15 protein-coding genes are annotated in these 15334 nt (G+C 65.1%); 9 read left to right on the forward strand and 6 right to left on the reverse strand.

Features of this window, described 5'->3' with window-relative positions:
- The 3 genes from EA795_RS06400 to EA795_RS06410 all read right to left on the reverse strand — a co-directional run bounded on the left by EA795_RS06400 (position 1) and on the right by EA795_RS06410 (position 2779).
- Positions 1 to 621 carry a glutathione S-transferase family protein gene (locus tag EA795_RS06400; RefSeq protein ID WP_122076225.1) on the reverse strand — a complete coding sequence of 207 codons (621 nt, stop codon included), beginning with the start codon at positions 619 to 621 and terminating at the stop codon, positions 1 to 3.
- Between the two features lie 96 nt (positions 622 to 717).
- On the reverse strand, positions 718 to 2046 hold the full coding sequence (gene rhlE1, locus EA795_RS06405; RefSeq protein WP_122076227.1) for an RNA helicase RhlE1: 1329 nt from the start codon (positions 2044 to 2046) through the stop codon (positions 718 to 720).
- 259 nt (positions 2047 to 2305) lie between these two features.
- A complete protein-coding gene (locus EA795_RS06410) occupies positions 2306 to 2779 on the reverse strand; it encodes a LabA-like NYN domain-containing protein (RefSeq protein WP_014854066.1) in 474 nt (157 codons plus the stop codon).
- 110 nt (positions 2780 to 2889) lie between these two features.
- Here EA795_RS06410 and EA795_RS06415 point away from each other — a divergent pair, with 110 nt between their 5' ends.
- Positions 2890 to 3570 carry a YciC family protein gene (locus tag EA795_RS06415; RefSeq protein WP_043942856.1) on the forward strand — a complete coding sequence of 227 codons (681 nt, stop codon included), beginning with the start codon at positions 2890 to 2892 and terminating at the stop codon, positions 3568 to 3570.
- Positions 3571 to 3625: 55 nt separating this feature from the next.
- On the forward strand, positions 3626 to 4051 hold the full coding sequence (locus EA795_RS06420; RefSeq protein ID WP_014854068.1) for a VOC family protein: 426 nt from the start codon (positions 3626 to 3628) through the stop codon (positions 4049 to 4051).
- On the opposite strand, the gene EA795_RS06425 is transcribed toward EA795_RS06420, so the two are convergent.
- The gene (locus EA795_RS06425; RefSeq protein ID WP_122076229.1) at positions 4048 to 4890 is read right to left on the reverse strand and encodes an SDR family oxidoreductase; all 843 of its coding nucleotides are present in this window, start codon (positions 4888 to 4890) and stop codon (positions 4048 to 4050) included. The two genes, EA795_RS06420 and EA795_RS06425, sit on opposite strands and share 4 nt — an antisense overlap.
- A 163-nt stretch (positions 4891 to 5053) precedes the next feature.
- Between EA795_RS06425 and EA795_RS06430 the strand changes: the two genes are divergently transcribed.
- Complete coding sequence (locus EA795_RS06430) at positions 5054 to 5830, forward strand: substrate-binding periplasmic protein (protein ID WP_058076109.1); 777 nt, start codon at positions 5054 to 5056, stop codon at positions 5828 to 5830.
- A 28-nt stretch (positions 5831 to 5858) separates the two neighbouring features.
- On the opposite strand, the gene EA795_RS06435 is transcribed toward EA795_RS06430, so the two are convergent.
- Complete coding sequence (locus EA795_RS06435; RefSeq protein ID WP_122076231.1) at positions 5859 to 7910, reverse strand: TonB-dependent receptor; 2052 nt, start codon at positions 7908 to 7910, stop codon at positions 5859 to 5861.
- Between the two features lie 188 nt (positions 7911 to 8098).
- Between EA795_RS06435 and EA795_RS06440 the strand changes: the two genes are divergently transcribed.
- The gene (locus tag EA795_RS06440; RefSeq protein ID WP_122076233.1) at positions 8099 to 9247 is read left to right on the forward strand and encodes an acetyltransferase domain-containing protein; all 1149 of its coding nucleotides are present in this window, start codon (positions 8099 to 8101) and stop codon (positions 9245 to 9247) included.
- A gap of 79 nt (positions 9248 to 9326) precedes the next feature.
- Here EA795_RS06440 and hrpB read toward each other — a convergent pair whose 3' ends face one another.
- Positions 9327 to 11858, reverse strand: coding sequence for an ATP-dependent helicase HrpB (hrpB, locus tag EA795_RS06445; RefSeq protein ID WP_014854071.1), 2532 nt, complete (start codon positions 11856 to 11858; stop codon positions 9327 to 9329).
- A 144-nt stretch (positions 11859 to 12002) separates the two neighbouring features.
- On the opposite strand from hrpB, the gene EA795_RS06450 reads away from it, so the two are divergent.
- The 5 genes from EA795_RS06450 to EA795_RS06475 all read left to right on the forward strand — a co-directional run bounded on the left by EA795_RS06450 (position 12003) and on the right by EA795_RS06475 (position 15334).
- Positions 12003 to 12419, forward strand: a complete 417-nt coding sequence (locus tag EA795_RS06450) for a hypothetical protein (RefSeq protein ID WP_014854072.1) — start codon at positions 12003 to 12005, stop codon at positions 12417 to 12419.
- 13 nt (positions 12420 to 12432) lie between these two features.
- Entirely contained in the window at positions 12433 to 13323 is an 891-nt protein-coding gene (locus tag EA795_RS06455) for a cation diffusion facilitator family transporter (protein WP_014854073.1), read from the forward strand.
- 335 nt (positions 13324 to 13658) lie between these two features.
- The gene (locus EA795_RS06460) at positions 13659 to 14138 is read left to right on the forward strand and encodes an Lrp/AsnC family transcriptional regulator (RefSeq protein WP_014854074.1); all 480 of its coding nucleotides are present in this window, start codon (positions 13659 to 13661) and stop codon (positions 14136 to 14138) included.
- Positions 14139 to 14296: 158 nt separating this feature from the next.
- Positions 14297 to 14689: a globin gene (locus EA795_RS06465; protein WP_014854075.1), complete on the forward strand. Its 393-nt coding sequence runs from the start codon at positions 14297 to 14299 to the stop codon at positions 14687 to 14689.
- Positions 14690 to 15115: 426 nt separating this feature from the next.
- Positions 15116 to 15334 carry a DUF2788 domain-containing protein gene (locus tag EA795_RS06475; protein ID WP_014854076.1) on the forward strand — a complete coding sequence of 73 codons (219 nt, stop codon included), beginning with the start codon at positions 15116 to 15118 and terminating at the stop codon, positions 15332 to 15334.

Raw genomic sequence — 15334 nt, forward strand, 5'->3', positions numbered from 1 at the left:
TCAGGTCAACGGGATCATCACCGCGCGCTGGTAAGCCGGGCGCTCCTGCAAGCGCTGGTACCACGCCTGGAGGTGGGGCAGTTCGGGGCGTTCGATGGGCATCTCGAACCAGGCGTAGGCGAAGCAGCCGAGCGGAATGTCGCCCATGCCGAAACTCGCGCCGGACAGATACGGCTGCTCGGCCAGCGCGCGGTCGACGATGGCGAGCAGTTTGCCACATTCGGCCAGCGCCACCTCTACCGCGGCCATGTCACGCTGTTCGGCCGGGGTGCGCACCATGCTCCAGAACACCACCCGGAAAGGTGCCGCCAGGGACGAGGTGGCCCAGTCCATCCACTTGTCCGCCTCCGCCCGCTGACGCGGATCGGGCTTCCACAACGCGGGCTCGCCGTATTGCGCCGCCAGGTAGCGAACGATGGCGTTGGACTCCCACAACACCAGTTCGCCATCTTCCAAGCAGGGCACCAGGCGGTTCGGGTTCTTTTCCGCATAGCCCGGCTCGCCGACGATGCCAAAGGCGCCACCGGCATCGACCCGGCTATAGGGAACGCCAAGTTCTTCGAGGCACCAGAGGGCCTTTTTCACGTTGGTGGAATTGGTCCGGCCCCAGAGCTTCAACATGCACCTACCCCTGTCTGTCTGCGTGGAACAGGCACCCTAGCCGCCACCTGGCCAATTGCGCCAGTCCCACTGAACGCCGGCCGCCTGACGGTTCGCTCAGCGCTTCTTCTTTGCCGGCTTTGCCCCGCCCAGGCTCGGCACCTTGCGAATCGGCTTGGCGTTGGGTTTTTCGCTTTCGTCGAACCAGTTGCCCAGGTGGATTCTGCCCTTGCCGGCGCCGTCCTTGGGCTTCTTGGGTTTCTTCGGCTTCTTGACGATCTGCCCGCCGGGCTGGGTGACAGGTACCCGATGATCGGGCACGAAGCCTGGCTCGTCATGGCGCGGCAGGATCTGGTTGATCAGGGTTTCGATGGCGGCGAGCTGGTCCACCTCGTCGGCGGCGACCAGCGAGATCGCCTCACCCGTGGCGCCGGCGCGGCCGGTACGGCCGATGCGGTGCACATAGTCCTCGGCGACGATCGGCAGGTCGAAGTTGACCACCTGCGGCAGGTCATGGATATCCAGCCCGCGCGCGGCCACGTCGGTAGCCACCAGGATCTGCACCTCGCAGGCCTTGAAGCGCTCCAGCGCGCGCAGCCGCGAGGCCTGCGGCCGGTCGCCGTGGATGGCGTCGCTGGCGATGCCCTGGGTCTGCAGCTGCGCCACCAGCTCGTCGACGCCCTTGCGCGTCTTGACGAACACCAGCACCTGGCCCCAGCGCTTTTCCGCCAGCAGGTGCAGGAAGAGTTCGCTCTTGCGCTTCTTGTCCACCGGCACCAGCCACTGCTTGACCGTCTTGGCCGCGGTATTGCGCGGGCTGACTTCGATGGACAGCGGGTCGCGCAGCAACTCGCCGGCCAACTGGCGGATGGGCTCGGAGAAGGTCGCGGAAAACAGCAGCGTCTGGCGCTTGCGCGGCAAGGCGCAGAACACGTCGGTCAGCTCCTGGGAGAAACCGAGGTCGAGCATGCGGTCGGCCTCGTCCAGCACCAGCGCCTGCACCTGGGCGAACTTCACCGCGTTCTGCCGGTACAGATCGAGCAACCGACCGGGCGTGGCCACCAGCACGTCGACGCCCTTGCGCAACGCCATCATCTGCGGGTTGATGCTGACGCCGCCGTACACCGCGTAGGTGCGCAGCGGCAGGTTCTGTCCATAAACGCGGAAACTCTCGTGCACCTGCTCGGCCAGTTCGCGGGTCGGCACCAGCACCAGCGCACGCACCGAATTGCTCGTCACCGGCGCACCTTCCTGGGTCAGACGCTGCAGCAGCGGCAAGGCGAATCCGGCGGTCTTGCCGGTGCCGGTCTGCGCCGCCGCCATCAGGTCGCGGCCCTTGAGCACGGCGGGAATCGCCTTGGCCTGGACCGGAGTCGGCGTAGTGTAGTCGAGGGATTCGAGCGTGCGCAGCAGCGGCTCGATCAGGCCCAGGGAGGCGAAAGTCATGAGATAAAACCGGACGAGGAAAACGAAGTGGAAAGTTTACGCGCAAAGTCCCGCCGAATCGCAGCGGACGAAGACGTTGGCAAGACCCCAGGCCGAATAAATTCGGCCCTACAGCCACGACAATGGACCGCCACGTATCAACCGTAGGGCCGAATTCATTCGGCCACAGACTCGCAGCCGGCCGAACGAGTTCGTCTTCACCTAGGGTCTGTTGCCATTTCTCGCAGCAACGCGGCTCGCGACGAAACGGCAACAGACCCTAGCGCAGCAGCAACCTGCCCTCGATGGGCACATAGCGCGTGGCGGCGCGGATCAGCGATTGCGCGGTCAGGCCGGGCACGCCATAGGCGGTGGCTTCGGCGCCACCGGCTCGCACCCGTTCGAGCAGCAGGTCGAAATCGCCATCACCGGAGGCCAGCACCACTTCATCCACGCGCGCGGCGACATCCAGCACGTCGATGGTGATGCCCACGTCCCAGTCGCCCTTGGCCGAGCCGTCGCTGCGCTGGATATAGGGCTTGAGCTTCACGGTGAAACCGAGATTGCGCAGGATCTGCTGGAACTGCTGCTGTTTGGCGTCGCCGCGGTCGATGGCGTAGGCATAGGCCTCGACGATCTCGCCGCGTGCGCTCACATCGGCCCACAACGCCGCATAGTCGAAGTGGCAACCATGGGCCTGGCGCACCGTGTAATAGAGGTTCTGCACATCGGCAAACAGGGCGATCTTCTTCACGCAACAGCCCGAATCGAGGAAAGGCGCCAGTATGGATGGCAAAATCGCACATGTCTCCCGCTACCCTCTTGGGCTAAAGTGCGGGCCTGTTTTTCGAGACCGCCTTGCACGTGAACGTTCTGACCATCCTGCGCGACGCCTGGTATTTCTATTCCCGCAACCTGACCACCATCGCCCGGCTCTGCCTGCCGCTGATCGTGCTCGAGAGCTGCGCCAAGCTGGCGGTCGACCACTGGCTGGGCAAGGGCGCGCTGCCGGCGCAGGAGCTGCTGACGGGAATCCTCTTCTATCCGCTGTACGTCGGTGCGTTGATCCTGTTCCTCGACGCCCGCAGCCGTGGCCATGAGCCCAGCGTGCGCGAGGTGCTGGCGCGGACGCTGCCGATATGGCCGGCGCTGGCGGTACTGGCCGCGCTGGGTACGCTGCTGATCGTGCTCGGCGCATCGCTGTTCGTACTGCCGGGCCTCTGGGTGATGGTGAAGATCGCCTTTGCCGAATATCTGCTGGTGCTGCGCGGCATGACGCCACTGGCAGCGCTGAAGGCCAGCTTTCAGCAGACCCGCGGCCACTTCCTGCTGATCCTCGGCTGCATCCTCGCCGTGCTGCTGCCGCTGTGGATCCTGGAAGCCTGGATCGCCGCGCAGTTCTGGGCCGGCGAACCACCGCCCCCGGCACAGGCGATACTGGTCGACAGCGCCGTCGGGCTGATCCAGCTGCTGGCGACGGTGGTGCTGTTCCGCTGCTTCATGCTCTGCAGCGCGCAGGCCATCACACGGGACGAACAGCGTTAACGAGCAAATCACGAGCGGTCGACTAGGCTGTTTCATTTCCCGAGAGAACATTGCCATGGCCGACCAGAACCCCAGCATCCTTTCCCACGTATCCCTCGGCAGCAACCGCTTCGACGAGGCCGTGGCCTTTTACGACGCAGTGCTGGCCACGCTGGGTTGTACGCGCATCCTCTCCCACCCCGGCGCGCAGGCCTGGGGTCGTGAATACCCGGAGTTCTGGCTGCACACGCCCATCGATGGCCGGCCGGCCAGCATCGGCAACGGCACGCACGTGGGTTTCTTCGCCGCGGACAAGGCATCGGTCGATGCCTTTCACCGCGCCGCATTGAACGCCGGCGCAGCGGACGAAGGCGCTCCGGGGCCACGCGAGGAATACGGCGCGCCTTACTACGGCTGCTTCGTCCGCGACCTGGACGGACACAAGATCGAAGCCGCCTATTGGGACGTGCAGTTGATGCAGGAGCTTTACGACAGACCCTAACTGACGCCCCGCGACATCCGGCTGCCGGTCAGACGCGGCAGCAGCAATTGCTCGAACAGCCGGGGAAAGCAGCGGGCGATCATCCGTGCGCGCCAGTCGAGGTTGGACAGCACCAACAAGCGCCGACGTTTGAGCGCGCCCTGGTAGATCGCCTCGGCCACGTCCTGCGGCGAAGCCACGCGTCCGGTGGCCAGGGCTGGCTGTGGCGCGGTAGAGCCATCGCCGACCAGCACGTTCTTGCGCAGATCGGTGGCGGTATAGCCGGGGCAGACCAGCATCACGTGGACGCCGGTGCCGTCCAGTTCACCGCGCAGGGTTTCGAACAGGCCGTGCAGCGCGTGCTTGCTGGCGTTGTACGCGGCGCGGTCGGGAACCGGCGCATACTGCGATAGCGAGCTGAGCACGATGATCTGTCCGCGGCGGGCCACCAGGCTGGGCAATGCCGCCTGAGTGCAGTGCAGCGCACCGTAGAAATTCACCGCCATGATTCGCTCGAACACCGCCAGGCTGGTGTCCGCCACACGGCTGCGGTGGGTGATGCCGGCATTGTTGATCAGCACGTCGATGCCGCCGAAGCGCTCCAGCACCAGCGCCACCGCCTGCTGCACCGCCATGCTATCGGACACGTCGCAGCGCAGCCCCAGCACATCGGCGTTGTGATGATCGACCAGGTGCTGCACCAGGCCGTCCAGTGCATTCTGCTCCAGATCGAAGATCACCAGCCGTGCGCCCGCCTGGGCCATGCGTTCGGCCAGGGCGCGGCCGATGCCGGCACAGCCCCCGGTAATCAGCACGACCTTGCGATCGAAAATCTTGCTGGCAAAAACCTTGCGCCGCATACGCAACTCCTTGATCCGCTCACACCTTGGGTCGGTTTGGCCTGTTAGGCTTGCCCCTCGGCTTCAGCATAGGCCGGGGCATCACCCTTTTCCCGGAGCATGACCGGCGGGTGGTTCGATCGCTCAATCAATTACCGGGACGACGGAGCTCCCCTTGGCCAGAATGCCCACATTGTTCGCTGCCTTGCTGTTCAGCGCGCCCTGCCTGGCCGGCAGTGCGGCGGACGAGCGGCCGACCCTGACGGTGGGTTTCTCGGAGTTTCCGCCCGCGATCTACAGCGATGCGCAGGGCCAGGCGCAAGGCCGCGTGGTAGAGGTCACGCGGCGCGTCCTGCAGCAGGCGGGTTATAAGGCCTCGTTTCGCGCACTGCCCAGCGCCCGCCTCTATGCCGGGTTGATGGACGGTTCCATCGACCTCTGGCCCGGCGCGGCAGGTAAGCCCGAACTGGCCGCACATACCCTCGAGACACGTCACGCCCTCAGCAGAATCGACCTCAATCTGTATCACCGTCGCGACACGCCTGCTCCGAGCCTGGCGAACGCCCTGGCAGGGCTGACGGGACGAGGCGTGATCCTGATCGGCGGTTACGACTACTGGCCGCGCATCAACCGGATTCTCAACGATCCGCAACGCGAGATTCGCCTGCATCACACCGCCAGCCACCTCTCCGGGCTGCGTATGCTGGAGCATCAGCGGGGCGATTTCCTGCTCGGCTACGAGATGCCCGTGGAGCACGCGCGGCAGCAACTGGACATGGAGCCGCTGCCGTCGATCACCATCAAGCGGGTGCCGGTCCGCTTCATCATTTCGCGCTACGCCCCTGGCAGCGAAACCCTGCGCGATGCACTGGACCAGGCCTACGAAGAACTGATGGTCGCCATCCCTGGCTGGCCCCTTCGCGGCGATACCGAGGCGCAGCCAGCTGCCGCCAGCCGGTGAGTTTTTCCGCGCGCGCCCTGGCGCCGCTTTATATCTTCAGGTTCATGGACAGGTAGGCGGTGCGCCCAGGCGCCGGCGAGAACATGGGCTGGTCGTCGCCGCCCCAGAAGAAATTGTCGTACCACACGTATTCGTACTCGCGGTCCGTCAGATTCTTCATCTGCAGGTCGAGGCTGGCGGTTTCGGACAGGGCATACCGCACGCTGGCGTCCAGCACCGCGAAACCGCCGTACTTGCCCTGTTCGTTCAGCTCGTCGATGTAGTAGTCGCCCTGCGCCCTGGCCTGCAGGCCGAAGCGCCATTGGCGGTTGGGCTGGTATTCCATGCCCAGGTTGGAGATGTAGCGCGGGGTCGAGAAGACTTCCTTGCCCGCCAGCGACTGGCCACCCGCCGTATAGGCACTGACCACCTTGGCCTCCTGAATGGCGTGGGAGGCCCAGACGGTCCACTGCTCGTTGATGTACGAGGTCACCTGCATGTCGATGCCCCGCCGGCGCGTCTTGCCAAGGCCCACGGTGGTGCCGGTGCTCGGCATGTTCGCCACCTCGTCGGTGGCGTCCTGCTGCCAGAGCGCTACGCGTGCCTCGGTGCCATCCAACGGCCTGAACTTCACCCCGAGTTCCTTGCCGGTATTGATCGATGGCCTGAACGCGGCCTGACCGGGAGTCATGTAGGCCGGTTCGCCCGACCCGGTGAGGATCTGAAAGGTCCTGCCCCAGTTGGCGTACAGGTTCAGGTCCGGCGTCAGGCTATACACCACGCTCAGCTTGGGCTGCCTGATCCAGCCATAGTCCTGGAGGTCTGCATCCATGCCGTTCGGCAGGTGTGTCTCGCCGGAGAACCTGTCCACCCGGTACGCCGGGATGATCTTCAGCGAATCGATCGGCTCGATTACCGCCTGGACGTAGGCACCCCCGTTGTCGAGGGTGTATTCGTCGTCGTTCTGGATGCGCTCCGGCGCGGAAAAGCCCGTCGGCACGTCGAAGGCATAGCGATAACGGCGGTACTCGTTGTCCTGGTGTTCAAGGTTGACGCCGCCATCGAGCGTCAGCCAGTCGGACGCCTGCCAGGTCAGCGAGCTCAGCAGACCGGTCTGTCGCTCTTCCCACTGCCGACGCTGGCGCGGTGCATTGCCGAGCGGGTAGGAGGTGAATGTGACCTTTCGATCATCTTCGTAGCTGTTGTAGTACAGCTTGTTGCTGAAGGCCAAATCGTCACGCAACTGCCAGTCCAGATGCACGGCAACCTGCTTCATGTCCCGGTCGTCGCCGTCGTTGGCGTTCTTCGCGGCGGAATCGGTCCGGCTGGCGCGCAGCTCTTCACGGGTCAGGAAGCCGGCCTCCTCGGCCTCATGGTGATACAGCCGGGTCACCAGGCCCAGCTTGAACAGGCCCGCATCGTCTGTGTAGAACCATTTGCCGCCGAGGACGTACTTCTCCGAGCGGTCGTGGTCGCGATAGCCGTTCGAATCCTGCCGGGCGAGGAAGTAGTTCTGGGCGAAGTTATCGGACTCGCGACCCAGCGCAAGCTGCACCTCTCGGAAATCGAAGCTGCCGTAGGTCAGTCGGCCGTCGGTGTAATTCCCGCCCTGGCGGGTGGCGAAGTTGATGTTGCCGCCGATGTTGTGCAAGCCGTAGCGTGGATCGTTCGTGCCGCGGACCACCTCGATGTACTCGAGGTCGAGCGGGAACACCATGTCGATGAAACGCTGGTTGCCACTGTTGACGTTGCTGGGAACACCGTCGATTAACGTCTTGATGCCGTTGATGTAGCCCTCGCCATTGAAGGCGCGGAAGGTGGCCTTGCCCGACTCGGCGCCCTGGCGGGTTTCCGTGAGCTGGATACCGGGCATCTGGCCCAGCAGTTCCCAGCTGTTCATGGCGTTCTTGTCCTCCAGCATGTCGCCACCGAGAACATCCACCGAGGTCAGTACGCTGCTGCCGGTCTGCTGCAAGCCACCTGAGTTCGAGTAGACGTAGGACTCGCCCAAGGTGATCGTGGATTCTCCAGTCGGTGCGGCATGGCTGGCCGTGCTGGCAAGCGCGACCAGCACCGCCGGAATGACGCGTTCGTTCTTCATTTTCTTCCCTTGAATTTATTGCAGTGTGATCCGGGCAGTCATGGCACCGTCGATAGCACCGGCATGTCCTGGCCCGGCAAATGTATAATGTTATATTATTTCTATTTCTTGTGAACAGAACCGCTTCCGAGGCGGAACTGGGCAGGCAGCGTTATCGATTCACGAAAATGCGACAGTTAAGGATGTAAATGTCAGTACCGGCTTCCACTCGGCTCCAGTCCATCGACGCCCTGCGCGGACTGGTAATCCTCTTCATGCTGCTCGATCACGTCCGCGAGACCTTCTATCTGCACATGCAGGTGAACGACCCCATGGACGTGAGCCAGACCGACCCCGCACTGTTCGCCAGCCGCCTGCTGGCCCATCTCTGCGCGCCGGTCTTCGTTTTCCTTACCGGTACGTCGGCATTCCTCTACGGGACGAAGCACGACGGACGGGCATCGGTTTCAAGCTTCCTGTTCAAGCGCGGGCTGTTTCTCGTCGTGCTGGAAATCACCCTGGTGAACTTCGCCTGGACGTTCCAGTTCCCGCCCGGCGTGATCTACCTGCAGGTGATCTGGGTCATCGGGCTGAGCATGCTGGCGCTCGCGCTGCTGGTGTGGCTGCCGCGGGGTGTGCTGGTCGCGCTCGGCCTGCTGCTGGTGGCTGGGCACAATCTGCTGGATGCCGTGCATTTCGCGCCGGGACACTGGGCCTACGTGCCATGGTCGATACTGCACGACCGTGGCTGGATCGAAGTGGGGCCCTCCCTGCACCTGCGCACCTCCTACCCCCTCCTGCCCTGGATCGGCGTGATCGCGCTGGGCTACGCTGCCGGCCCCTGGTTCGGCAGCGCGGTAGACGCGTCGAGCCGCCAGCGCAAGCTGTCGCTCTGGGCGGCGGGCGCGCTGGGAACCTTTCTGCTGCTGCGGCTGTGCAACGGCTATGGCGACGCGCCCTGGGCCAGCGGCGAGCACGCGGCCCAGACGCTGATGAGCTTCTTCAACATCACCAAGTATCCGCCGTCGCTGCTGTTCCTCGCGCTGACGCTGGGAATCGGGCTCCTGCTGCTGGTATGGCTCGAACGCCGCGGGCAGTCCGCATTGATCCGCCTGCTGGCGGTGTTCGGCGCGGCCCCGATGTTTTTCTATCTGCTGCACCTGTACGTGCTGAAACTGCTGTATCTGCTCGCCGCGTCGGTCTGGGGGCTGAACCAGGGGCAGCATTTCGGCTTCGATTCGGTGCCCGCGCTTTGGCTCTGCTCGCTGGTGCTGATCGTCGTGCTCTATCCGCCGGTACGCTGGTTCGCGCGCCTCAAGGCACGGCGCCGGGACATCGCCTGGCTGAAATATCTGTGAGCCAGGCGGTTGCCCGTCGGGCATAGCCCGTGCACGCTCGTCGACACTGTACGTTCAGCGTCGACAGGCTGAATGAAAGCTAGCTGCCGCGCGGCTTGGCGCGTGCGGTGGGTTCGGCGATCAGCGGGTCGTCCGGCCAGTAATGCTTGGGATAGCGCCCCTTCAAGTCCTTGCGGACTTCGGCATAGGTGTTCTGCCAGAAGCTGGCCAGGTCCTGGGTGACCTGCACCGGCCGACGCGCGGGCGAGAGCAAGTGCAGCTTGACGGTCAGCCGGCCGCCGGCGATCCGTGGCGTCTGCGCCAGGCCGAACAGTTCCTGCAGCCGTACCGCCAGCACTGGTGGCGACTCGCTGTAGTCGAGCCTGATCTGCGAGCCTGAAGGCACCCTGACGGATGTCGGCGCCAGCTCGTCGAGCCGTTGCGGCAATGGCCAGGGCAGCAGCGTGGCAAGCATGGCCTTCATGTCCAGCTGCGCGAAATGCGCCAGTCGCGAGACCTTGCCCAGGTAAGGCAGCAACCAGTCATCCATTCGATCGAGCAGCGCGGCATCGCTGACATCCGGCCATTGGCTGGTCCCGCCGTCCGCCAGGTCCAGTTGCCGCAGCAACGCGATACGCGACTGCCACTGTCGCAGTTCCGGCGTCCAGGGCAGCAGTTCGAGGCCCTTGCGCCGCACCAGCCCCAGCAAGGCACTACTGCGGGCCTCTTCGTCCAGCCGGGCCAGCGGTTCGCGCGTCAGCACCAGCTCGCCGATACGGCGCTGGCGCTCGGCACGCAGCACGCCTTCGCGCTCATCCCACTCCAGTTCGTCACGCTGGCTGACCAGCTCGGCGAGCGTCCGCTCGAACATCGCCGGGTCCAGTGCGGCGGCGCGGTAGATGCGCTCTTCACGCTGGCCCTGGCGACTGCCCAGTTCGGCGATCACCAGCCAGGGCTCCTTCATCAGCGCATCGGGCTCGGCGAAGATCGCCGCGCGTCCGTTGGCCAGGCGATATTCGCCACCGCCTTCACGGCGCTGTTGCGCGATCCGGTCGGGATAGGCGAACGCCAGCAGCGCGCCGAGCCAGCGCGGGTCATCACCATCCGCCGGGGCCGTCCCTCCGGAGCCGCGCAGCAGGCTGCGAAACTGCCGCGCCAGCTGTCGCACGCGTTGCGCGCCAGCGTGACGCCCGGCTCGCGCTTCGAGCAGCCCGAGGCGATTGGCGATATCGCAACCGCCGCCACGCTCGCCGCCGCGCTGGATATCCCGCTCGACCAGCAGCGCCGCCAGATCGGCCGCCAGCCGGCCCAGGCCCAACCCATGACCACGCAGCAACAGATGGGCGATGCGCGGATGAGCCGGCAACTCGGCCATGGCCTGGCCATGCTCGGTCAGTTGCCAGCCACCACGGGCATTGCGGACCAGCGCACCGAGGCGTTCGAGCAGCGCCTGCGCCTGGGCATAGGCGGCGGCCGGCGGCCGGTCCAGCCAGGCCAGCTCGTCCGGCTCGACGCCCCAGCGCACCAGTTGCAAGGCCACGCCCGCCAGATCGGCCTGGAGGATTTCCGCCTCGTCGTAGGCGGCCAGCTGCGCATGCTGATCTTCCGACCACAGCCGATAGCAGACACCCGGCTCCAGCCGCCCGGCACGGCCGGCGCGCTGCGTCGCGGAGGCGCGGGAGATGCGCCGCGTCTCGAGCCGCGTCATGCCGCTACCGGGGTCGAAGCGCGGCACGCGCGCCAGCCCGGCGTCGATCACCACCCGCACGCCCTCGATGGTCAGGCTGGTCTCGGCGATGTTGGTGGCCAGTACCACCTTGCGCATACCTGTCGGCGCGGGCTCGATGGCCGCGCGCTGGTCTGCCAGATCCAGCTCGCCGTGCAGCGGGCAGAGCAGGATATCGCTGCGCCCTTCCAGCGATTCGGCCAGCGCCTCGTTGACCCTGCGGATCTCGGCCTGGCCCGGCAGGAACACCAACAGGCTGCCCGGCTCTTCGTCCAGCGCCTGCAACACCGCCTGCAGCACCCACGGTTCGATCCGCTCGCCCGCCTGAAACGGCCGCGACCAGCGCTGCGCCACCGGGAACATGCGCCCTTCACTGCGCACCACGGGCGCGTCGTTAAGCAGGCTCGACAGCCGCTCACCTTCCAGCGTCGCCGACATCAACAGCAGCTTGAGCGGCTCGTCGCGCAACATCAGACGCGCGTTGAGCGTGAACGCCAGCGCCAGGTCGGCATCCAGGCTGCGCTCGTGGAACTCGTCGAAGATCACCAGACCGACGCCTTCCAGGCCCGGGTCGTCCTGCAAGCGACGGGCGAGAATGCCCTCGGTGACCACCTCGATGCGGGTCCTGGGGCCGACCTTGCTGTCGAGGCGAATGCGATAGCCCACCGTCTCCCCGACCTTTTCCCCCAGTTGGCTGGCCAGCCGCTCGGCCGCCGCCCGCGCCGCCAGCCGCCGCGGTTCGAGCATCAGGATGCCCTGCCCGGCCAGCCAGCTTTCATCCAGCAGCGCCAGCGGCACGCGGGTGGTCTTGCCGGCGCCGGGCGGTGCCTCCAGCACGGCTTCGTCACGCTGATGCAGCGCCTGGCGCAGGGCCGGCAACGCCTGTTCGATGGGCAAGGGGGTCATGGCTACTCCGCGGTCGAGGCGGCGATTATAAGGGTGCGGGATGATAAAGCCGCTGGCCGAACAGGGCAGCATCGGACCTGTCTGATATCAGCGAAATATCAACGCCGTGCTTGTATAGTTGCGCCACTTTCCATGGAGGTCCCTATGCGTACTCGTTCCCGTGTCATCGGCGGCGTGCTGGCCGTCTCCCTGTTCACCCAGCTGGCCGCCTGCGGCACGCTGTTCTACCCCGACCGCCGCGGGCAGATCGACGGCAAGATCGACCCCGCCATCGCCGCGCTGAATGCGGTCGGGCTGCTGTTCTATGTCATCCCCGGGCTGATCGCCTTCGGCATCGACTTCGCCACCGGCGCCATCTATTTCCCCGATGAGAACTACAGCGTGGCGCCCGAGACGCTGCACGAAGCCATCGGTGCCGATGGCCAGATCGACATGCTGCGCCTGAAGGCCATCATCGAAGACCAGACCGGCCGCAGCCTGCCGCTGGACGATCCGCGCCTGATCCGGCACAGCGGCAGCGTCGAACAGCTCGCGGCCTTCGGCCTGCGACCGGCGGCCTGATGACTCACACACGATGAGCATCAACGCCGAACACGCCCGACTGCTGCGCCGCGCCACCAGCGCGGCGCTGGCGACCGCGATGCTGCTGGCCCTGAGCAAGGCGGTGGCCTGGTGGCTGAGCGGCTCGGTGAGCCTGCTGGCGGGCCTGACCGACTCGCTGCTCGATGGCGCCGCCTCGCTGCTCAACCTGCTGGCCGTGCACTACTCGCTGCGCCCGGCCGACGACGATCACCGCTACGGCCACGGCAAGGCCGAGGCCCTGGCCGGACTCGGCCAGGCGGCGTTCATCTGCGTCAGCGCGATCCTGGTCGGGGTGCAGGGCGTCGACCGCCTGCTGCATCCACAGCCGCTGGGCGCGCAGGGCGTGGGTATCGCGGTGATGGTCTTCTCGCTGGTGATGACCGCCCTGCTGCTGAGTTACCAGCGCCACGTGGTCAAGGTGACCGGCTCCACGGCGATTCGCGCCGACTCGCTGCATTACCGCTCAGATCTGTTGCTCAACGCCAGCATCCTGCTCGCCCTGGTGCTCGCCGGTTTCGGCTGGGAACGCCTTGACGCGCTGTTCGGCATGGGCATCGCGTTCTACATCCTGTGGAGCGCGGTGAGCATCGTGCGCGAAGCCGGCGCGGTGCTGATGGACACCGAACTGTCGCCCGAGATCAGCGAGCACATGCAGCAACTGGTTCGCGACATACCCGGCGTGCACGGCTGCCATGACTTTCGCACGCGCATCTCGGGTACCCGCTGGTTCGTCCAGCTGCACCTGGAGCTGCCTGGCGAATTGCCGCTGTCGCGTGCTCACGACTTGTGCGTGGCAGCCGAAGAGGCGATCAGCAGCCGCTATCCGCAGGCGGAGGTGCTGGTGCATGCCGATCCGCTGGAGGTCACGCCTGGGGATCGGTAAGAAGCAGCAAACTCGCCAGGCCGGCCTTCATGATCCACAACGAAAAAGACCACGCCGAGGCGTGGTCTTTTCGATTCGGTCAGCCGATGGTAACGGCTTCTTCTCGCGGCGCCTCGTGAGTGCCGGGGGCCCGGACCGTCGACCAGGGTAAGGTCTTCGGCAGTCATGGCGGGATCGCTTGCCAGGACCGTTCTTGCCGGGGGCTGAAGTTGAATAAAGCTTACGCCCCGCCAGGCGAAAGATGTTTGCGAATATTGCTGATAACAGCCCCTCTTGCGCAATTAATGCCAAACGCATGATGATTCGCCGCAACCAAACAACGCCCGGGTATCGAAATGAGCAAACTGGACCGCTATGACCTGCGCATCCTCGCCGAATTGCAGCATGACGCGCGCATCTCCAACCAGGACCTGGCCGAACGCATCGGGCTGTCGCCCTCGCCCTGCTCACGGCGAGTCAAGCAGCTCGAGGACGATGGCTATATCGCGCGCCAGGTCGCCCTGCTGGACCGCAAGCAGCTCGGCCTGACGCTGACCGCCTACGTGCTGATCGGCATGGATCGCCATACACCGGAGCGCTTCGAGCATTTCGAAGCCGTGATCGGCAAATGTCCCCAAGTGCTCGAATGCAGCCTGGTCACCGGAATGGACGCCGACTACCAGTTGAAGGTGGTGGTGCCCGACATGGATCACTACCAGCAATTCCTGCTGGGTACCCTGACCCGTATCGAAGGCGTTTCCAGCGTGCGTTCGAGCTTCGTGCTGCGCCAGGTGGTTTCCAGTACCGAGCTGCCGCTGGAGCACTTGCGAAGCTGAGACACAGCTCACACCTCTTACCCAGGCATTTCGAAGGGTTACTTCCTATAATCCGCGCCCCTCTGCCGGCCCGCCCTCGGACAGCCTCCGCTGGGCGACCGAGCACCCTATCGCCTCGCGCCGCAGCAGGCGCGCCTTCGTCAGCCACAGGAATGCCCATGAAAAACACCAACCGCGTCATGCAAAGCTACGGCCGCTGCTGCGCGAGCCCCGGCTTCTTCGACGACTTCTATACGACCTTTCTGGCCAGCTCACCCGCCGTGCGGGAGAAGTTCGCCCAGAGCGACATGGCGGCGCAGAAGCATCTGCTGCGAGCCGGCATTCTCAACCTGGTGCTGTTCGCGCGCGGCATGCCGGACACCAAGCTTCGCGCCCTTGGCAAGAGCCATTCGCGCGAAGGCTTCGACATTCATCCGCAGCTTTACGACATCTGGCTTGAATCCCTGCTGCAGACCATACGCCAGCATGATCCGGAGCTGCAGCAGCAGGATCAGCTGGCCTGGACCGAAGTGCTCGGCAAGGGCATCGACATCATCAAGTCCTACTACTGATCCCGTGCCGATTCGCTCGTGAGCCCGGTCGCCAGAGGCTCACCGCTTTTCGCTCACCACGACGAAACGATAGGGTCTGTTGCCATTTCGTTCGCGGTCGCGCCGGGGCCGGTTTTTGCGCGAGGCAAGGCATGAGGAGAGAAATTTGGTCATCCAAATGAGCGACGAATAACGCCGCATCGCGCAAAAACAGGCCCGGCCCAAAGGGTTGCGCGTCAAATATCGCCATGCGGCGTTGCGGGACTTGGCAAGGGAATGACCATTGCCTGCGCCCCGCGCCTTGCCTGGCGATATTTGACGCAGCAACGCGGCCCGCGACGAAACGACAACAGACCCTAAGGCTCCTGCAAGCCCCGGTGCGGGCGTATACTACGCCGCGCGCCGGCCTGCCGAGCGTGATTCGTCGATGCCAGTCAGGAGAACCATGTGGAACCCGAAGTATTCGAAAAGTGGATGATGATCGCCCTCGTCGGCGGGTTGATCGCCTTCATGGCCTTCATCATCTGGGACCTGGCGAAGAAATCGAAGGCTGGCCGCCTGGGCACCGCGATCCTCTTCCTGGGCCTGGGGCTGTGCCTGTTCGCCTTCCTCGCCAAGCCGGTCATCGGCTACATCATCGAAGTATCCCAGGGCATTCCGCACTAG

It is taken from the genome of Stutzerimonas nitrititolerans (genome assembly GCF_003696285.1).
Lineage (GTDB): Bacteria > Pseudomonadota > Gammaproteobacteria > Pseudomonadales > Pseudomonadaceae > Stutzerimonas > Stutzerimonas nitrititolerans.

What these genes read in the sequence shown, in the direction of transcription:
- EA795_RS06425 (WP_122076229.1), bottom strand. Translation starts at nt 4,890, where the DNA reads ATGCGGCGCAAGGTTTTTGCCAGCAAGATTTTCGATCGCAAGGTCGTG.
- EA795_RS06465 (WP_014854075.1), top strand. Translation starts at nt 14,297, where the DNA reads ATGAAAAACACCAACCGCGTCATGCAAAGCTACGGCCGCTGCTGCGCG.
- EA795_RS06400 (WP_122076225.1), bottom strand. Translation starts at nt 621, where the DNA reads ATGTTGAAGCTCTGGGGCCGGACCAATTCCACCAACGTGAAAAAGGCC.
- EA795_RS06435 (WP_122076231.1), bottom strand. Translation starts at nt 7,910, where the DNA reads ATGAAGAACGAACGCGTCATTCCGGCGGTGCTGGTCGCGCTTGCCAGC.
- EA795_RS06440 (WP_122076233.1), top strand. Translation starts at nt 8,099, where the DNA reads ATGTCAGTACCGGCTTCCACTCGGCTCCAGTCCATCGACGCCCTGCGC.
- EA795_RS06420 (WP_014854068.1), top strand. Translation starts at nt 3,626, where the DNA reads ATGGCCGACCAGAACCCCAGCATCCTTTCCCACGTATCCCTCGGCAGC.
- EA795_RS06460 (WP_014854074.1), top strand. Translation starts at nt 13,659, where the DNA reads ATGAGCAAACTGGACCGCTATGACCTGCGCATCCTCGCCGAATTGCAG.
- EA795_RS06450 (WP_014854072.1), top strand. Translation starts at nt 12,003, where the DNA reads ATGCGTACTCGTTCCCGTGTCATCGGCGGCGTGCTGGCCGTCTCCCTG.
- hrpB (WP_014854071.1), bottom strand. Translation starts at nt 11,858, where the DNA reads ATGACCCCCTTGCCCATCGAACAGGCGTTGCCGGCCCTGCGCCAGGCG.
- EA795_RS06430 (WP_058076109.1), top strand. Translation starts at nt 5,054, where the DNA reads ATGCCCACATTGTTCGCTGCCTTGCTGTTCAGCGCGCCCTGCCTGGCC.
- EA795_RS06455 (WP_014854073.1), top strand. Translation starts at nt 12,433, where the DNA reads ATGAGCATCAACGCCGAACACGCCCGACTGCTGCGCCGCGCCACCAGC.
- rhlE1 (WP_122076227.1), bottom strand. Translation starts at nt 2,046, where the DNA reads ATGACTTTCGCCTCCCTGGGCCTGATCGAGCCGCTGCTGCGCACGCTC.